Origin of the sequence: Roseibium sp. (assembly GCF_048260565.1) — a bacterium.
Taxonomy (GTDB): Bacteria; Pseudomonadota; Alphaproteobacteria; order Rhizobiales; family Stappiaceae; genus Roseibium.
Genome location: NZ_JBLXGP010000008.1, coordinates 72,791 through 90,296, shown reverse-complemented (window position 1 = coordinate 90,296; position 17,506 = coordinate 72,791). Strand labels below are relative to the sequence as shown.

At 59.2% G+C, this 17,506-nt stretch carries 18 protein-coding genes; 8 read left to right on the top strand and 10 right to left on the bottom strand.

What is annotated here, in order from left to right:
- Positions 1-102: 102 nt before the first annotated feature.
- On the bottom strand, positions 103-795 hold the full coding sequence (locus ACN0SO_RS17240) for a GntR family transcriptional regulator (RefSeq protein WP_417679963.1): 693 nt from the start codon (positions 793-795) through the stop codon (positions 103-105).
- Positions 796-2,118: 1,323 nt separating this feature from the next.
- Between ACN0SO_RS17240 and ACN0SO_RS17235 the strand changes: the two genes are divergently transcribed.
- The 7 genes from ACN0SO_RS17235 (at position 2,119) to sseA (ending at position 8,228) form a co-directional block, all read left to right on the top strand.
- Positions 2,119-2,712: a hypothetical protein gene (locus tag ACN0SO_RS17235; protein ID WP_417679961.1), complete on the top strand. Its 594-nt coding sequence runs from the start codon at positions 2,119-2,121 to the stop codon at positions 2,710-2,712.
- Positions 2,713-3,014: 302 nt separating this feature from the next.
- Positions 3,015-4,049 (top strand): cysteine synthase A, encoded by a 1,035-nt coding sequence (locus tag ACN0SO_RS17230; RefSeq protein WP_417679959.1) that lies wholly within the window; start codon positions 3,015-3,017, stop codon positions 4,047-4,049.
- A 23-nt stretch (positions 4,050-4,072) separates the two neighbouring features.
- Positions 4,073-5,560 carry a cardiolipin synthase gene (gene cls, locus ACN0SO_RS17225; protein ID WP_417679957.1) on the top strand — a complete coding sequence of 496 codons (1,488 nt, stop codon included), beginning with the start codon at positions 4,073-4,075 and terminating at the stop codon, positions 5,558-5,560.
- Positions 5,561-5,597: 37 nt separating this feature from the next.
- Positions 5,598-6,245, top strand: a complete 648-nt coding sequence (locus ACN0SO_RS17220) for a LysE family translocator (protein WP_417679955.1) — start codon at positions 5,598-5,600, stop codon at positions 6,243-6,245.
- Between the two features lie 114 nt (positions 6,246-6,359).
- Positions 6,360-7,076 (top strand): alanyl-tRNA editing protein, encoded by a 717-nt coding sequence (locus tag ACN0SO_RS17215; protein ID WP_417679953.1) that lies wholly within the window; start codon positions 6,360-6,362, stop codon positions 7,074-7,076.
- A 171-nt stretch (positions 7,077-7,247) separates the two neighbouring features.
- On the top strand, positions 7,248-7,370 hold the full coding sequence (locus tag ACN0SO_RS17210; protein ID WP_417679951.1) for a hypothetical protein: 123 nt from the start codon (positions 7,248-7,250) through the stop codon (positions 7,368-7,370).
- 15 nt (positions 7,371-7,385) lie between these two features.
- On the top strand, positions 7,386-8,228 hold the full coding sequence (gene sseA, locus ACN0SO_RS17205; RefSeq protein ID WP_417679949.1) for a 3-mercaptopyruvate sulfurtransferase: 843 nt from the start codon (positions 7,386-7,388) through the stop codon (positions 8,226-8,228).
- Between the two features lie 31 nt (positions 8,229-8,259).
- On the opposite strand, the gene ACN0SO_RS17200 is transcribed toward sseA, so the two are convergent.
- The 6 genes from ACN0SO_RS17200 to ACN0SO_RS17175 all read right to left on the bottom strand — a co-directional run bounded on the left by ACN0SO_RS17200 (position 8,260) and on the right by ACN0SO_RS17175 (position 14,044).
- Positions 8,260-8,700, bottom strand: a complete 441-nt coding sequence (locus ACN0SO_RS17200; protein ID WP_417679947.1) for an META domain-containing protein — start codon at positions 8,698-8,700, stop codon at positions 8,260-8,262.
- Between the two features lie 117 nt (positions 8,701-8,817).
- Complete coding sequence (locus tag ACN0SO_RS17195) at positions 8,818-9,402, bottom strand: TIGR02117 family protein (RefSeq protein WP_417679945.1); 585 nt, start codon at positions 9,400-9,402, stop codon at positions 8,818-8,820.
- Between the two features lie 144 nt (positions 9,403-9,546).
- Positions 9,547-10,350 (bottom strand): amino acid ABC transporter ATP-binding protein, encoded by an 804-nt coding sequence (locus tag ACN0SO_RS17190; protein WP_417679943.1) that lies wholly within the window; start codon positions 10,348-10,350, stop codon positions 9,547-9,549.
- A 70-nt stretch (positions 10,351-10,420) separates the two neighbouring features.
- Positions 10,421-11,575, bottom strand: coding sequence for an amino acid ABC transporter permease (locus tag ACN0SO_RS17185; RefSeq protein WP_417679941.1), 1,155 nt, complete (start codon positions 11,573-11,575; stop codon positions 10,421-10,423).
- Positions 11,576-11,584: 9 nt separating this feature from the next.
- Positions 11,585-12,802 carry an amino acid ABC transporter permease gene (locus tag ACN0SO_RS17180; RefSeq protein WP_417679939.1) on the bottom strand — a complete coding sequence of 406 codons (1,218 nt, stop codon included), beginning with the start codon at positions 12,800-12,802 and terminating at the stop codon, positions 11,585-11,587.
- Positions 12,803-13,027: 225 nt separating this feature from the next.
- Positions 13,028-14,044, bottom strand: a complete 1,017-nt coding sequence (locus ACN0SO_RS17175) for an amino acid ABC transporter substrate-binding protein (RefSeq protein WP_417679937.1) — start codon at positions 14,042-14,044, stop codon at positions 13,028-13,030.
- Between the two features lie 253 nt (positions 14,045-14,297).
- Between ACN0SO_RS17175 and metC the strand changes: the two genes are divergently transcribed.
- Positions 14,298-15,476 (top strand): cystathionine beta-lyase, encoded by a 1,179-nt coding sequence (gene metC, locus ACN0SO_RS17170; RefSeq protein ID WP_417679935.1) that lies wholly within the window; start codon positions 14,298-14,300, stop codon positions 15,474-15,476.
- Between the two features lie 20 nt (positions 15,477-15,496).
- On the opposite strand, the gene ACN0SO_RS17165 is transcribed toward metC, so the two are convergent.
- Genes ACN0SO_RS17165 through ACN0SO_RS17155 form a run of 3 tightly spaced genes read right to left on the bottom strand, consistent with a single transcriptional unit; the run spans position 15,497 to position 17,499 of the window.
- Positions 15,497-15,811 carry a lipid-A-disaccharide synthase N-terminal domain-containing protein gene (locus tag ACN0SO_RS17165; protein WP_417679933.1) on the bottom strand — a complete coding sequence of 105 codons (315 nt, stop codon included), beginning with the start codon at positions 15,809-15,811 and terminating at the stop codon, positions 15,497-15,499.
- A gap of 18 nt (positions 15,812-15,829) precedes the next feature.
- Complete coding sequence (locus ACN0SO_RS17160) at positions 15,830-16,606, bottom strand: glycosyltransferase family 2 protein (protein ID WP_417679931.1); 777 nt, start codon at positions 16,604-16,606, stop codon at positions 15,830-15,832.
- Positions 16,603-17,499, bottom strand: a complete 897-nt coding sequence (locus ACN0SO_RS17155) for a phosphatase PAP2 family protein (RefSeq protein ID WP_417679929.1) — start codon at positions 17,497-17,499, stop codon at positions 16,603-16,605. Before ACN0SO_RS17155 ends, ACN0SO_RS17160 begins: the two co-directional genes overlap by 4 nt.
- Between the last annotated feature and the right edge of the window lie 7 nt (positions 17,500-17,506).

Below are 17,506 nucleotides of genomic sequence, written 5' to 3'. Positions count from 1 at the left end.
CGAAGAGGCTAAAACCAAGTTTGAATGACACTCGGGTGACAACGCCGGGACGAACGATCCGGTGTCACGAAACCTTTGCACCAAGTGCGGGATTTGGTGAGATCAGATATCCAGCCTGATCCGATCGCCGCGCACGATGGCCTCGGTCACCTCGAGCGGATTCCGGTCGACGCTGACATTCAGCCCGAGCAGAACGAACAGAGGCTGCTGACGCGGGATCTCCAGTAGGTCTGTTTCCCGTTCGCTCGGCATGCGGACCCGCACCATGGTCCGGGTCCTGAAATAGTCCTCGATCCCGATTGCGACATAGGCGTCGGCAATCTCGCCGATTTCCTCAACCCGTTTCAGAATATCGACGGAAACAGACGGATGGATGAAGTGATGGCCGAGCGCGATCGGAAGGCCGTCGGCAATCAGCAGGAACTCGATGAACGGTAGCTTGTCCCGCAAGGAAACGCCCAGCAACTGCGCCACGTCCGGCGAAGGACGCTTTTTCTCCAGGGTCTTGAGAACCTTGATGCGCATCTTCGCGCCCGATTCCCGCAGGCTGAGATGGATGCGCGTCCGGCTGGTGATCGGATAGGCCCATTCCCGCCCCCGTACGATCGATCCGCTGCCCTGCCAGCTGGTAATCAGGTGCCTTTCCTCCAGAAGGCCCAGCGCCTTCCTGACGACATGACGCGAGACTCCATATGCCTTCATCAGTTCGGACTGGGAGGGGAGCTGCGCACCCGCGGAAAAGTCACCGTCTTCGATCGTCTGCGTCAAGACACGGGCGAGCTGTCTCGCGTCCATTCCAAAATCCATTTCCCGCCAGGTCGCTTCATCAGGCAATTGTCCAGGAGGATTATTAGCCGGCGGACATGTCAGAACCATGTCTGATGTGCGCAGCATCCCGCCAACGCTCGGCGGAGACGCCCCTGCTCTGCTCCCATCATCCCTGCCCGCCCTGCAGACATACCGCCAGTCCGTGACCGGTGACGAACTCCGTTTCCGATGATCCGAAAGGGTATTCGGGACCGGAGCCAATCATGCGGACCGTGGCAATGGCACGGAAACAAACTGACAAGGGATGGAATGACAGAGATCACCCGCGATGTGGCAGAACTGCGTGGAATAAAAGACCTTTCGGCAAACCATTTGTTGCCAAACATAGCCAATATGCACGGGCCTTTCACCTCGGTTGCCCGGCCGATGCCTACAGCAACTTGCCGGTTTCTCGCAGGCAGTGCACACCTCACAACCGGAATGAATTACATTTACGGATTCACCAAAGGTCGATTCAGGTAAAAATAACCAGGCTGGAAGATTGACCCACAAAGATATTAGGACGGCTATGAATCATATTCGAAAAATATATCACTCGAAATTCCATAAGCTTAGCCAGAAAACCCAGACCTTCGTGTAAATAAGCTTTGAGCCAATACGATATTTTTGACAATATTGATGGAATCATGAAGTTCTAATTTTATTTTCAAAAGTGCTGCCACTCTTGGAAGGGAAGTTTCAGAGAACTGACAATCCCCTTACTGCCCAAAAACCATGAAAACCATACGGCAGTCGAACAAAACCAGTTTTGACGTCTCTTATGAGAGGAATTGGCACTATTGAAAGTTATGGGTCTGAACGGCCCGACAACCTGGCGGGACCGCAACAGCACTAATCATCGTGACCGTCCGAGTTGTCCTCACTTGAAGCGCGTACCCCATCGACCGCCCTTCAAATCACTGGACGCCCCCGTCCCCCGGCAGCCGTAGGGCTGTTTTTTTTGCTTGCGATTGCAGCGATTGGCGCCCCTTGTTCTCACAGCACAGAAAATCCTCTGCACGCAAATGCATATTTCTTGCACCAAACTATAATTGGTAGAAATAACGATATTAGATCGTCAAAGCAGGAAGCTACCCCAGAGAAAACTCTCGAAAATACACACCAGTTAACAAAACGTGATCAAAATCTCAGGGTTTTGTGATTCATATTACACCTTTTGTCCTGTTTGTGGTGCAATAATGGCCAAATAGTGACGACGAACTATGGAACCCGGAAGCCGCCTGGCGGTTATATAAACAGAACCGGGACACAGGAACGTCGAAACGGTCATAGCTGCCTTGGGAGGCGCAAATGTACCAGTTGATTAAAAGCGTTGGACTCACTGTGTGTCTCGCTGCCGGCTTTGCCGTCGGTGCGGGCGCATCCCCCTTTCCGCAGGAAACCTACAACCTGCCGGATGACAATCTGGCCGTGACGGTCGCGTCCGCCACGCCGGAAGAAGCAGATCCGCTTGAGAGCGAACTCACCATCTGGGTCGGTGAGATCGAAATCCAGGGCCGGAAGACCGTCTGGGTCGAATTGATCGATTCCTACGGAGAAGTCATCTACGACTCGGAAGTCGGCACGAATGAAACCCACCTGCTTCCGGACGGTCGGGCGATTGTGGTCAGTTCCACCGATCCCGCAACGACAGTCGCCAAGACGGATGAGTCCCGTGTCGAGACCGACGGACAGTTGGTCTTCACCCGACGTGTCGTTCACGAGGGCAATCAGGCAACTTCCATCGAGTTCATCGAGGCAAAGCCCGCAGACGAACAGACATCGACGGAAACGATGGCCAGCCTCGGAGAAACGGTCTGGGAAAAGATCACGGCCTTCTTCCATGCAGCCGCCACCCGCGTTCAGGTCGCCTGGAACTGGCTTTTCGGTACGGCTCAGGCCTGACGATACAACGACCTCCATTCCCCCCCGCGAAATGCGGCCTGACCTACGGGTCGGGCCGTTTTTTTTGTTTTTTGGGTGCGCCCGAAAATAGGGACAGTTTTTCGTCCCTCGCGCGATCGCTAGTTCGGGATTACCGTCTTTTGCGATTTTTTACCGCACCCGAACAGGCAATCGGGCCGTAAAGTAGAATGGCGGCGGGCCTTATAAATTACAATTTGGCCTTTTAAGTCGCGCGGTAAACTTGAACAAACACAGATGGCAGATTAGTTCATGAAACGAAGAACAAGATTTGGGAACGCCTCATGACTGTGTGTCCTTCCGTTGTCGATGCCATCGGCAACACGCCTCTGATCCGGCTGAATCGCCTGTCAGATGAAACCGGCTGCGAAATCCTCGGCAAGGCGGAGTTCATGAACCCCGGCCAATCCGTCAAGGACAGGCCGGCCCGGCAGATGATCCTTGAGGCCGAAGCCCGCGGCGATCTGAAGCCCGGTGGCCTGATTGTAGAAGGAACCGCCGGCAACACCGGGATCGGTCTCGCACTTGTGGCCAGCGCCCGCGGCTACCGGACGGTCATCGTCATTCCCGAAACCCAGACCCAGGAAAAAAAGGACATGCTGCGCCTGTGCGGCGCCGAACTCCTGGAAGTCCCGGCCAAACCCTACTCCGATCCGAACAACTACCAGCATGTGGCCCGCAGGCTGGCCGAAGAACTGGCGAAGACCGAGCCCAACGGCGTTCTCTTTGCCGACCAGTGGAACAATCTGGACAACCGCAAGGCCCACTACCTGACGACCGGTCCGGAAATCCTGGAGCAGACCGACGGAAAGGTCGACGGTTTCATCTGCGCGGTCGGTTCCGGCGGCACGCTTGCCGGCGTCTCGACTTATTTGCGCGAGCAGAAGCCGACCATCGCCATCGGTTGCGCGGATCCGCTGGGCGCCGGCATGTATCACCTGTTCAAGGACGGCGAGGCCAAGGCAACCGACGGCGGCTCCATCGCGGAAGGAATCGGGCTCGGCCGCTCCACGCCGATCGTCGGCGATATCACGGTCGACTATCCCTATGCGATCCCGGACGAGGAAGCCTTGCCCCTGGTGTTCGACCTGGCGGAGAAGGAAGGCCTGTTGCTTGGCGGCTCGACGGCCATCAACCTGGCCGGAGCCCGGCGTCTGGCGAAGGATCTGGGCCGCGGGCACACCATCGTCACCATCCTGTGCGATCACGGCACGCGCAGCCAGTCGAAACTCTACAATCCGGAGTTCCTGCGCTCCAAGAACCTGCCCGTCCCCGGATGGCTGGAACGACCGGGCACGTTGACGGCGCCATTCGTCTGAGAATGGCCGGCAAGGATGAATAAATGGACCCGACACGGGATGCCAGACTGATAACCGACGCGGTTCATGATGCGACAGTCGTGGATACGGTTGCCAACAATCTCGGCATCGTTGCGGCCATCGCCTTCTGTTTTTATGTCGCTGCCCTTGTCTGCGCTGTCCGCGAAATCATGAACAGCCGGACGGCTCAGGGGTCGATCGCCTGGCTGCTGTCGCTCTTCTTCCTGCCATTCCTGACCGTTCCCCTCTATCTCGTTTTCGGCTGGAAATCCTTCGGCGATTACCTCCGGATCCAATCCGACCTGGGCCGGCTCGGACGGCGCAGACGCGCCGAACGGCTCGAGCTTACCGATCGCGAGGAAACGCGCCAGTGGCCCGTGCTTTCCAAAATCGCGGGGCTGCCGTTTCTTGCCGGAAACAGCTGCGATCTGCTGATTGACGGAGAGGCAACGTTCAATTCGATCCTGGAAGGGATCGCCGAGGCCGAACACACGATCCTGGTTCAGTTTTTCATCTTCCGGGACGACCAGCTCGGCCGCCAGTTCGCCGACGCCCTGATCGCGCGGGCGAAGGCCGGCCTGACCATCTACCTGCTTTACGACGAAGTCGGCTGTAACGGCTTGCCCAAGGCCTACCTGAACCGGCTGCGCGAGGCAGGCATCATCGTCAGCGGCTTCAACGAGCAGCACCGCTACCTGCGCTTTCTCGGCCCCATGCGCCTGAACTACCGCAACCACCGCAAGATCGTCGTGACCGATTTCGCCAGCGCCTGGGTCGGCGGTCACAACGTTGCGGACGAATATATGGGACGGCTGGAAAAATTCGGCCGCTGGCGCGATACCCACGTAAAGGTGACGGGGCCATCCGCCCTCGCCTGCGCCTTGTCGTTTCTGGAAGACTGGAAATGGGCCAACGGCGAGGAAATCTCGCTGGGCAAGATGGGTGATATCGATCAGCCCGGCGACGAACCGGTCCTGGTCATGCCGACCGGGCCGGCCGACGATATGGAAGACTGCTCCATCGCCTTTGCGGAAACCGCAGGGCGGGCCCGCAAACGGCTTTGGATCACCTCGCCATACTTCGTACCTTCCATGGACATCCAGACGGCGCTTTATGCAGCGGCCATGCGTGGCGTTGACGTGCGCATCCTGCTGCCGGAGAAGGCCGACCATACCACGGTCTGGCTTGCCAGCCACGCCCATGCGGATGCCATGGTTGGCAGGGGCATCAAGGTTTACCGCTATACCGAAGGCTTCCTGCACCAGAAGGTGACCCTGGTCGACGATGACCTGGCGTCCGTCGGCACGGTCAACTTCGACAACCGGTCCTTCCGCATCAATTTCGAAATCACCCTGTGGTTCGCCCACAAACGCATGATAGAAAAGATAAGCCGAATGCTGGAGGAGGACTTTGCCTGCTCCCGGCAGACCGGACCCGATGATCTGGAAAAGCGCAGCTACGCCTTCCGCGTGATCGCCAAGGGCGCCCAGCTTCTGTCTCCAGTGCTTTAGGTCGTGACCTCATATGTAAGGCTGGAAGGATATTACGATGACTTTCGTCCCGGACCTGTCCGTCCTTCTTGCCTTTACGGCGGCGGCCGCAGTGCTGATCCTCACCCCCGGTCCGGACATGATGTTCTACATGAGCCGGACACTGAGCCGGGGACGCAAGGCGGGCACGGTTGCCGTCCTTGGTGCTTCGACAGGGATCACCGTCCATGCGATCCTGGCCCAGTTCGGCGTTGCCGCGCTGCTGGCGGCATCGGAAACGGCCTATACGATCCTGAAGGTGATCGGTGCCGGGTATCTTTTCTGGCTCGCCGTCCAGTCGATCCGCAGAGGCTCTTCCTTTTCCATGGAGGCTTCCGCTCCGTCCGCCCAGCCGTTGCGGCGCGTCTGGCTGCAAGGCCTTGGCATCAACCTGCTGAACCCGAAGATCGCTCTGTTCTTCATGACCTTCCTGCCGCAGTTCGTCAGCGCCTCCGACCCGGCAGCGACCGGAAAGCTCCTGTTTCTGGCGCTTTATTTCATCGTTCTCGGCTTCAGCGGCTGCATGGTGATCATGCTCGGCGCAAGCGCGGTCTCCCGGTTCCTGAAGAGGTCGCCACGCGCCATGCGGATTTTCGACTGGACCCTCGCGAGCCTGATGGGCACCTTCGCCGTCCGGCTTCTCGCCTCCCGCGCGGCGGCCGGTTAGACTGCAGCCGCTGTACCGGATCGAGGCGCCACTTTCATGGTGAATGGTGCTTGCAACGACGCGCGTTCATTGCTCAATTGACCTCCCGATCAATTTCACTTCCAGGAGAGAGCAATGACCGAGCCCCTGTTCCGCGACGACGCCTATTTGCGGACCTGCGAAGCGGACGTGGTGAGTGTCAACGACCGCGGCGGAATTCTGCTCGACCGCACGATCTTCTATGCGACCGGCGGCGGCCAGCCCGGCGACACCGGTCATCTGGAACTGGACGACGGCCGCCGGATCGAAATCGCGACCACCGTCTATGACGAGGACCGGTCCGGGATCGTCCATGTTCCGGCCGAAGGCCAGGACCTGCCCGCACCAGGCATAAAAGTCGTCGCGCATCTGGACTGGTCTCGACGCTACAAGCTGATGCGCATGCACACGGCGCTTCATCTTCTGTCCGTCGCCCTGCCCTACCCCGTGACCGGTGGCCAGATCGGCGATCCGGAAGGACGGCTCGATTTCGATATCGGGGATGGACAGATCGACAAGGATGCGCTGGTCGAAACTCTTAACACCCTTGCCTCCGGCGATCATGAAGTCACGTCCGAATGGATCACCGACGAACAGCTGGATGCGAATCCGGGGTTGGTAAAGACCATGTCGGTCAAGCCGCCGCGTGGCTCCGGCAAGGTTCGCCTGGTGCGCATCGGCGGCGATGTCGATCTTCAGCCTTGCGGAGGCACCCATGTGCAGCGCACGTCGGAAATCGGCCGCCTCGAACTCGGCAAGATCGAGAACAAGGGCAAGCAGAACCGCCGGGTACGTATTCGTCTGGCGGACTGAACATTCGACCGGCAGAACCGGAATGGACCGGATCCATGAAACGCGAAGTGAGCTGTCGGAACCGCAGGCGTTCGCTCTGGCTGCGGGATCCCCGCGGGCCGGTTCTGCCCCATCCCCCTTACCAGCGCAATTGATACACCTTCGCCGCAACTGCCGGAGACAGCGCATATCATGCTGGAGTACAAACCTTCATGGGTGGAGGTTCCCGAAGGTCCGGGGCATATTCATTTCCAGCGCTATCACGAACTTTCCATCGAGGACTGGCACAAGTCCCATGAGCACTACGACACTTGAAAAACAGGAAACGCCATGACCGAAAATCCGCTTGTCAGCACCGAATGGCTCGCAGAACACCTGAACGCGCCGGACCTGGTCGTGCTGGACGCCTCGATGTATCTGCCCAACGCCGGGCGAGACGCCAATGCGGAGTATCTGGCCGAACATATTCCGGGAGCTGTCCGCTTCGACATCGACGACATCAGCGACCCGAACTCGGACCTGCCGCACACCCTGCCCGCTCCCCATGTTTTTTCCTCAAAGATGCGCAAGCTCGGCGTAGGCGACGGCCAGACGGTGGTGGTCTACGATTCCGCCGGGTTCTATGCCGCACCGCGCGCCTGGTGGATGTTCAAGGTCATGGGCGCAGAGCAGGTCTTCATTCTGAACGGCGGACTGCCGAAGTGGAAAGCAGAGGGGCGCCCGGTCGAGGACGGCATCGTGACCCGTCCGGAACGCCATTTTACGGCACGCCTCAATCACGGCGCCGTTGCCGACCTCTCTGACGTCAAGCAGATGGTCCAGGACAAGAGCCGGCAGATCCTGGACGCCCGGCCCGCCGCCCGTTTCAAAGCGGAAATTCCCGAACCGCGCGCGGGCCTGCGCGGCGGCCATATGCCGGGCGCTTTAAACACGCCCTCGACTGGCTTCACCGCCGAGGACGGCACCTTCCTGGACCCGGAGGAACTGAAAAAGATCTTCGTCGATGCCGGTGTCGATCTGGACAAACCCGTAACGACCAGTTGCGGCTCGGGTGTGACCGCGGCCGTCATAACCCTCGCCCTCACGCTCGTGGGTCACAAGGACCACACGCTTTACGATGGGTCCTGGACAGAATGGGGTGGTCGGGACGACACCGAGGTGGTGACAGGCTGAGCATCAGAGCGACGCGTTTTGAGCGGTTCGGTTATTTGTCCGCGGACAACTGGACGACGACATCGCCCGAACCATTCAGCAGCATGAGCTGCTGGTTATCCGCTTCAAGACGGAAATCACGGACGGCGGAAATTGCCTTGATGAGGGCCTGCTCCTGGCTGAGGACAGTCGGCGGGCAGGCCTTCCGTGTTACCGCCAGCGGTCCTATCCTGAACCCGTCTTCATTGCTGTAAGGACCGAACAGAGAATTGCATCCGCCGGAGCCGTCAACGGTGCCTGCCCCTTCGAATTCCATGCTGGCCATGACGCCAGGATCCACAGGTGCGCCGGAAATCGCCTCAACCTTCCAGCTTGCGATGAGTTCCGCCGGAACCTCCTGCGCCGACGCCGAGCTCAACAATACCTGTGCCAGAAGGACGCAAAGCCCGATCCGGGCACAATCGGCCGTTAATCGTTCCCGGATAATCCGCATGAATGTCTCCTGAGGCTGTGATCGCAGCCCCAGCAATACCGCCGCAAAAATAACGTAACGTAAACATCGATGGATGCCGGTCTGCGACGAGAGACAACGCCCGCAGGAACGATCATCTCAATTGTGCAATTCGATCGACCAGAGCAACCCCTGTGGAAGCGGCGTCCACCATCCGGTCGTCAGACCTGCTTGCCGCAACATCCGCCCGGTCCAGGTATTGCAGCCGTTCAGGGCATTGAACGATCCCTTTGCTGGAAAGAATGCGTCATGGGCCGTGTAGCTCACGCCCTCGATGGCCCTGCGGGAACCATCTGCCCCTAATGCGAAGTCCTGCCGGATCGCCTCCGTCATTTTCCTGAAACCGTCGGCGGAAAGGGTCAGCGGACGAACATCGGCAGTGTCGGGGTCGATATACCCAGCGCGGCCGACGTGCATCACGGAACTGTCGAGCGTCAGGGCTGCGAGAACCGGCCCGGGCTTGAGATCCGACCAGTTCGGAGTCTCCACGTAAAAACGGCGTGATCCCCAACCGAAAATGACCCACTGAACGCCGGGGTAGTCGAGTTCCAAACCACCGCTGCTGACGAAGCCGAAGGTCTTGAGCACATACGGTGTCGCCGGCAAGGCGATATCGGTATGGATCGGGTTGGACAGCAGCAGAATCGTGCGGGAGGAGCCCTGGTCAGCGGTTTCCGCCGGCATCCCGCCCGACGGCCCGCGGGGAACGACAATCCCCAGCACAGCCAGGAAGACGAGGCCTGAAAAGAAAATTGCGAGGCCTGCGAGGCCTCGCAATATCCATGAAACGATACCGGTAACAATGCCGTTTTGGGGCAATTCCCGTCCTCAGTGATGCAGGATCTGGCTGAGGAAGAGCTGGGTCCGTTCGTGCTTGGGATTGGTGAAGAACTCTTCCGGCTCGTTCTCTTCGACGATCTGCCCGGCGTCCATAAAGATCACCCGGTTGGCGACCTTGCGGGCGAAGCCCATTTCGTGGGTCACGCAGAGCATGGTCATGCCTTCCTCGGCAAGCCCCACCATCACATCGAGCACTTCCTTGATCATTTCCGGATCGAGGGCCGACGTCGGCTCGTCGAAGAGCATAATCTTAGGGCTCATGCACAGCGACCGCGCAATCGCGACGCGCTGCTGCTGGCCACCGGACAACTGGCCCGGATACTTCGCAGCCTGCTCCGGGATTTTCACCCGCTCCAGGTAGTGCATGGCGACCTCTTCAGCTTCCTTTTTCGGCATCTTGCGCACCCAGATCGGAGCCAGCGTGCAGTTTTCAAGGATGGTCAGATGCGGAAACAGGTTGAAGTGCTGGAAGCACATGCCAACCTCGCGGCGGATCTCGTCGATCTTTTTCAGATCATCCGTGAGTTCAGTGCCCTCGACGATGATTTGACCGCTCTGGTGTTCCTCCAGCCGGTTGATGCAGCGGATCATGGTGGATTTACCGGACCCGGACGGTCCGCAGATGACGATCCGCTCTCCGCGCATCACCTTCAGGTTGATGTCGCGCAGCACGTGGAAATCGCCATACCACTTGTTCATGTTGAGGATTTCGACGGCGACGTCCGTTTCCGAAATCTGCAATTTAAGGCGTCCTGCCGCCAGATCTTCATTTTTTACAGCGTTTTCACTCATGAGTTCCAACTCCATGAAATTCGTTTTCGACGGAACGCGGTCCCCGCGTTCCGTGAGCTGCCGTGCGCAGCTAGCGTTTGTGTCCGGTGTGCAGCTTCTTCTCCATGAAGATGGAATAGCGCGACATGCCGAAACAGAAGCACCAAAACACCATGGCCGCGAACAGATAACCGGAATGGCTCTGTGTCGGTGACGACCAGGTCGGGTCCGAGAAGGATGACTGGATCTGGCCGAGCAGGTCAAACATGCCGATGATCAGAACCAGTGTGGTGTCCTTGAACAGGCCGATGAAGGTGTTGACGATGCCCGGAATGACGAGCTTCAGCGCCTGGGGCAGAATGATGAGGCCCATCATCTGCCAGAACCTGAGGCCCAGAGCCATCGCTCCCTCGTATTGTCCCTTCGGGATTGCCTGCAGGCCGCCGCGCACGACTTCCGCCATATAGGCGGCAGAGAACAGTGTCACCCCGATCAGGACGCGCAGCAGCTTGTCGAAGACCACGCCTTCGGGAAGGAACAGCGGCAGCATGACCGAGGACATGAACAGCACCGTAATCAGCGGCACGCCCCGCCAGAACTCGATGAAGATCACCGAAACCAGCCTTACGATCGGCATCTTGGAGCGCCGCCCAAGGGCAAGCAGAACGCCGAGCGGTAGCGAGGCCACGATCCCTGTCACCGCGATGACCAGCGTGACCAGCAAACCGCCCCACACCGGGGTTTCCACGATCGGCAGGATCACCATGTCCCCGATGACCAGCCCCGTCAGCAGGAAATAGGCCACGATCGGAAACACGACGAGGAACAGCAGAGCGTTGACTGTCTTGAACGGCGCACTCGGCATGGCCAGCGGAACAAGCAGAACCACGAACAGGGCATAGACGATGTTGACCCGGTAGACTTCCTCCACCGGATACCGACCGTAGATGAACTGCGGGAAATAGGCCTTCACGTAAGCCCAGCAGGCGCCCGCATGCCCGCCCGCTTCGGCGGAAAGGCAGGCGGCCCGGTCCGTACCCGTCCAAACCGCATCGACAAATGCGAACATGACGAACGGCTCGATAATCCAATAGGCGATCAGAATACCGATGACGGTCAGGATGGTGTTGGGGATGGACGAGAACAGGTTCTGCCGCATCCAGCCGATGACACCGGTGGTCGAAATCGGCGCCGGCAGGACCGGCGCCTCCTCCTTGCGAATGTGAAACAAATCAGCATTTGACATGGTGCGCTCCTATCGTTCCACGAGCGCCATGCGCTGGTTGTACCAGTTCATGAAGGCAGAGGTGATCAGGCTGAGTGACAGATACACGGCCATCCAGATCGCGATGATCTCGATCGCCTGCCCCGTCTGGTTGAGCACCGTGCCGCCGACGGACACCAGGTCCGGAAAGGCGATCGCCACAGCCAGGGACGAGTTTTTCGTCAGGTTCAGATACTGACTGGTGAGCGGCGGAATGATCACCCGCATGGCCTGCGGAATAACCACGAGCCGCAAGGTCAGCCCGGAACGAAGGCCAAGCGCGTGCGCTGCCTCCGTCTGGCCATGGCTGACCGCCTGGATCCCTGCCCGGACGATTTCAGCGATGAAGGACGCCGTGTAAAGCGCCAATGCCGCCGTAAGCGCCAGGAACTCCGGGATCACATTGAAGCCGGTTCCGAGCTGGAAACCACGCTGCAGTTTCGGACCGGTCTCGACGAACACCGGGTAATCAAGCGAAACCGGCATTCCGGAGAAGAAATAGGCCAGCATCGGCAAACCGATGATGAGACCAAAACCTGTCCAGAATGTCGGAAACTGCTGTCCCGTTGCATCCTGACGCTTGCGCGCCCAACGCGCCACGATGATCGTCGTAATGATCCCAATGATAAGCGCATAGCCGATGAACTCCGCTCCCGGCGCGAAAACCGGCTTCGGTCCACGCAGGCCGGTAATGTTCAAGTTGAACAAACCGAAGAGAATCGACCACTTTTCCTGCTTGCCCGGGACGGCTCTCAAAACGGCGAAATACCAGAAGAAGATCTGCAGAAGCAGCGGAATGTTGCGCAGGAGCTCAATGTAGCAATACGCGAGCCGCGAGATCACCCAGTTGTTTGATAGCCGCGCCACGCCGACAATAAAGCCGATTATGGTCGCGAAAAAAATGCCGATTACGGCGACCAGCAGTGTGTTGAGAAATCCGATAAAAAGCGCCTGGCCGTAGCTCGACGTCTCCGAATAGGGAGCGAGAGCCTGAATAATGCTAAAGCCTGCCGTGGTACTCAGAAAATCCCAACCGGACGCAATATTCTGGCGTTCCAGGTTGTCAAGCGTGTTCGTGACAATGAAATAACCCAAGGCGACAAGCGCCGAAACCAGTAGGATCTGGTAAAACAGGCCGCGTGCCTTTGGATCATTTATCAACGAAGCACGCGCCGGCGGCCCCGCCGTGTGCTGCTCCTGAACTGACATAAAACCTCACCGAGTCAGCTGCTACGGTCCCCATTCAAGGTCGCCGTTCGCATTTGCCTGTTCCGTAATCCAATCCCGATGTCGTTGCATCGGATCCCCGTCGACCGGAACGGGCACACCCTCTGAAAAAGCCAAACGCATTGATTGCGCATTGTTATGGCTGGTTATGGGAGGTCCGGCAGCTATGGCGGCCGGACCTCTGAGGCTTAAGAACGCTACCGTGCCTTAGCGGACCGGCGGAGCGTAGAGAACGCCGCCCTTCGACCACAGGGCATTGACGCCGCGGGCAATACCGAGCGGCGTGTCCGGACCGACGTTGGCATCAAAGGACTCGCCGTAGTTGCCGACGCTCTTGATGATGTTGTAGGCCCAGTCGTTGGACAGACCGATGGCTTCGCCGAAGGCGCCTTCAGCACCCAGAAGGCGCTTGACGGACGGATTGTCGGAACCCTTCATTTCATCAACGTTTTCAGAGGTCACGCCGAGTTCTTCGGCATTGATCATGGCATTCAGGGTCCACTTTGCGATGTTGAACCACTGGTCGTCGCCCTGACGAACCACCGGGCCGAGCGGCTCCTTGGAAATGATTTCCGGCAGAACCATGTGGTCACCCGGGTTGGCAAGCTTCAGACGCTGGGCATAGAGACCGGAAGCATCCGTGGTGTAGACGTCACAACGGCCGGCATCGTAAGCGGCAACAACTTCGTCAGCCTTTTCAAAAGCGACGATTTCATACGGCATGTTGTTGGCACGGAAGTAGTCGGCAACGTTCAGTTCGGTCGTGGTACCGGTGTTGGTGCAGACAGAGGCGCCGGACAGTTCCAGAGCAGAAGTCACGCCCAGATCCCTGCGGACCATGAAGCCCTGACCGTCATAGTAGTTCACACCGGCGAAGTTCAGGCCCAGAGCCGTGTCGCGGGACATGGTCCAGGTGGTGTTGCGCGACAGGATGTCGACTTCACCGGACTGAAGGGCCGTGAAACGTTCCTTGGCGGACAGCGGGGTGAACTTGACGGCGGAAGCATCGCCGAAGACGGCAGCCGCAACGGCTCGGCAGAGATCGACGTCCAGACCGGTCCAGTTACCCTGAGCGTCCGGGTTGGAGAAACCGGGCAGGCCCTGGCTCACGCCGCACTGAACAAAGCCCTTGGCCTTGACATCTTCGAGCGTACCAGCGTGCGCAGCCGACGCAGCAACGCCCATAGCAGCGCCCAACATCAGCGGAAGGATTTTTTTAGACATGGAAATGCAGCCTTTGTTTTTTACCCATACTTTAAGTCATCGGTCCCTACGGCAGTTGCCCTCGACGCCCGCAAAGCGGTATTGCGTCAAACCGGATTTCCCGGTTCATTCCTCCAGGCGGACCACCGTGGCTCCGACAGGCCCATTCGATGGCATTTGACGGGACCGGTCAAGGGGTTAAGGTCCGCCGAATCCGACATTTCCGGTTTCGCACTGCAGAAATGATTAGCCGTACAATGCACAGAAGGTGAACATGACTAAAAAGACGTCGACTGCTGCCCACAACATCGACACCGTTGTGGCGCACGCTGGACGTTCCCCTGCGGAATTCCATGGCTTTGTGAATCCCCCTGTAGTTCACGCATCCACCGTTTTGTTTCCCGATGTGGAGACGATGGCTTCGGGCGGACAGAAATATACCTACGGACGCCGGGGTAACCCCACGACAGAAGCCCTCGAAGACGCCATCACTCAGATGGAGGGCGCCGCCGGGACAAAGCTCGCCAATTCCGGGCTGAACGCGATTTCTCTTGCCTGCCTCTCCTGCCTCAATGCCGGCGACCATCTGCTGATCCCCGATACGGCATATGCTCCCACCCGCATGCTAGCGGATACGGTCTTGCCGAAATTCAATATTGAAGTCAGCTACTATGACCCGGGTCTGGGAGACGGGATTCGCAGCCTGTTCAAGGACAACACCAAGGCCGTCTTTACCGAGACGCCCGGATCGCTGACCTTCGAAATGCAGGATGTTCCGGCCATTGCAAAAGCCGCCCATGAGATCGGCGCGACCGTCCTCATGGACAATACCTGGGCCAGCCCGCTCTACTGCCAGCCGATCTCCCTTGGTGTCGATCTGTCGATCCAGGCCGGCACGAAATATATCGTCGGCCATTCGGACGCGATGCTGGGCACGATCGCCGCCAGCGAAAAGGCCTGGCCGGCCCTGAACGACTTTCACGGCTTCATGGGCGTTCATGTCGCCCCCGATGATGTCTATCTTGGTCTTCGGGGACTGCGGACGCTCTCCGTCCGCCTCGAACGCCATATGAAAAACACGCTGAAGGTCATTTCCTGGCTGCAAACCCGGCCCGAGGTCGGCGCAATCCACTATCCCGCACTGGAGACCGATCCGGGCCACGCCATCTGGAAACGGGACTTTTCCGGTGCCAGCGGCCTGTTTGCCTTCGATTTCAGGCCCGACACCACGGACGCCCAACGCTCCGCTTTCCTCGATGCCCTGACCCTGTTCGGCCTTGGCTATTCCTGGGGAGGTTTCGAGAGCCTGGCGATCCCGGTCAAGCTGAAAGGAATCCGCACGGCCACCGAACCCAAACCGGATACGCTTTCCATCCGCCTGCACATCGGCCTCGAAGACCCGGCCGATCTGATCACGGATCTTGCTCAGGCCTTCGACAAGGCGTTCGGATGACAGGATAAAAAACGGCGCGGTCAGATCGTGGGATCGCGCCGCTTTTCCTTGAAGATCAGCCAGAGGTTCCGGAAGTAGATGATCAGGCCCAGGCCCTGGCCGGCGATGAACACCGGATCCTGGCGTTGGATCGCATAGACCAGCAACAGGGAACCGCCCCCGATCGAGAAGAACCAGAAGGCGACCGGAACGATCGAGCGCCCGACCCGTTCGGATGCGATCCACTGGATCACGAAACGCATCATGAACAGGGCCTGGGCGATAAAGCCAAGCACGATCCAGAAATTGAACTGCTCGATAAAGACGGTGTTGAGCCAGTCGAATAGCGCGGTCATGGGAACATCCGTTTCAGATCAGGCGTCGGGCGCGCCAGTCAAGGCACGTGCGCTTGGTATGGTTTTGCGCCGGCGGCGCAGCCACCAGACGCCGAAAAGGTCGAGGATCCCGATCAGGGCCCGGTCGAAAATTCCGTATTTCGATGTGCCGTGCCGGCGCTGCCGGTCCTGCACGTCGATATGCACGACCCCATACCCCTCACGAATGACAAGCGCCGGCAGGAATCGGTGCCAGCTGTCGAAATACGGCAACTGCAGAAACACCTCGCGCCTGAGCGCCTTCAGGCCACAACCGCTGTCGCGGGTGTTGTCCTTCAGGATCGCGCCCCGGAGCCGGTTGGCGAATTTCGATGCCAGACGCTTTGCGAGGCTCGCCTTCCGGCCAAGCCTTTGACCGGCGGCAAGGGCCACGGCCGGACCTCCCGCATTCAGCGCATCCAGAAGCGCCGGAATGTAGTCGGGATTGTTTTCCCCGTCGCCGTCGATCGTGGCAACCACATCACCTCGGGCATTGAGCACACCGGTCCGTACCGCACAGCTCTGACCACAGGAGGTCTCATGCCGGAAAGGCCGCAGCCAGGGGTTTTCCTTGGCATAATCCCGTAGGGCCTTGTCAGTGCCATCGGAGGAGCCATCGTCCACGACGATGACCTCGAACCTGCGCCCGGTCAGCGCCGTCCCGATCTCGTCAAGGAGAATGGGCAAGTTCTCCGCCTCATCCTTGGCCGGGACGACCACGGTCACCTCAAGGTCGCCGGTGCTTCCGGTCACGGTTTCCCGAAAACTCAGGGTCATTTCATTGTTCCGTGCGCTTCGCCTGCCGCCACGGCCATGCGCTCCTCGGCCCGCCACGGACTGCGACGTCCGCGCAGGACCTGTCGGAAGGCGCGCAGGCAACTGGCCGCCGATCTCCGGCTCATGATGGGTTCGATCCGCCCCGCCTTCGAAAGATGAAAGCCGATGCGGCGGCGCGCGAGGGCGCGGGCGGTAAAGAATGTAAATGTCATGCCGAGAAGGGTCCCCGCAATGACATCGCTGGGATAATGGGCGCCGACCATGATCCGGCTGAAGGCGACCCAGAACCCGACAACCACGATCAGCCAGCGCCAGGTCGGAAAGATGAGCGCCAATGCCGTGGCGAGCGCGGCAACCGTCGTGGAATGGCCGGAGGGAAAGCTCGTATAGCCGTGTCCCTGGAACGACAGGAAGTCGAAGGCAACGGGACCGACTTCTTCATAGAGTTTCGGACGCGCACGGCCCAGAGCCCATTTCAGGAAAAGGGCAAGGACCCCGGTGACCGCGACCGTATAAAACGTGAAGGCCGCATAGGTGAAAACCGCCCCTACCCCCATGCGAAGCCGGAACGTCAGCTTCGAAGCGTCCAGTCCCAGCAAGGCGAGACAGACAAGCCCGGTCGACCACAGGATCCAGTGCGCCTTGCCGAAATCGGTGAAGGCGGAGAAAGCACGCCGGTACTCGTCCGGCAGGGACCTGATCCAAGGATAGGTTGGCACGTCGAAGGCCACCACCGCAATGCCGACGGTCAGCATCAATACCGCCAGGATGTCCTGCGGCCTTTGACCGGGACGCAGCGGATCATGAAAGCGAGCGGCGCGCACCTTCCGCCGGGCCAGAATCTGGCGCATGGCCCGGTAATTGCGCCGCACGCGCGATGCAATCTGTCTCAAGCCCTCA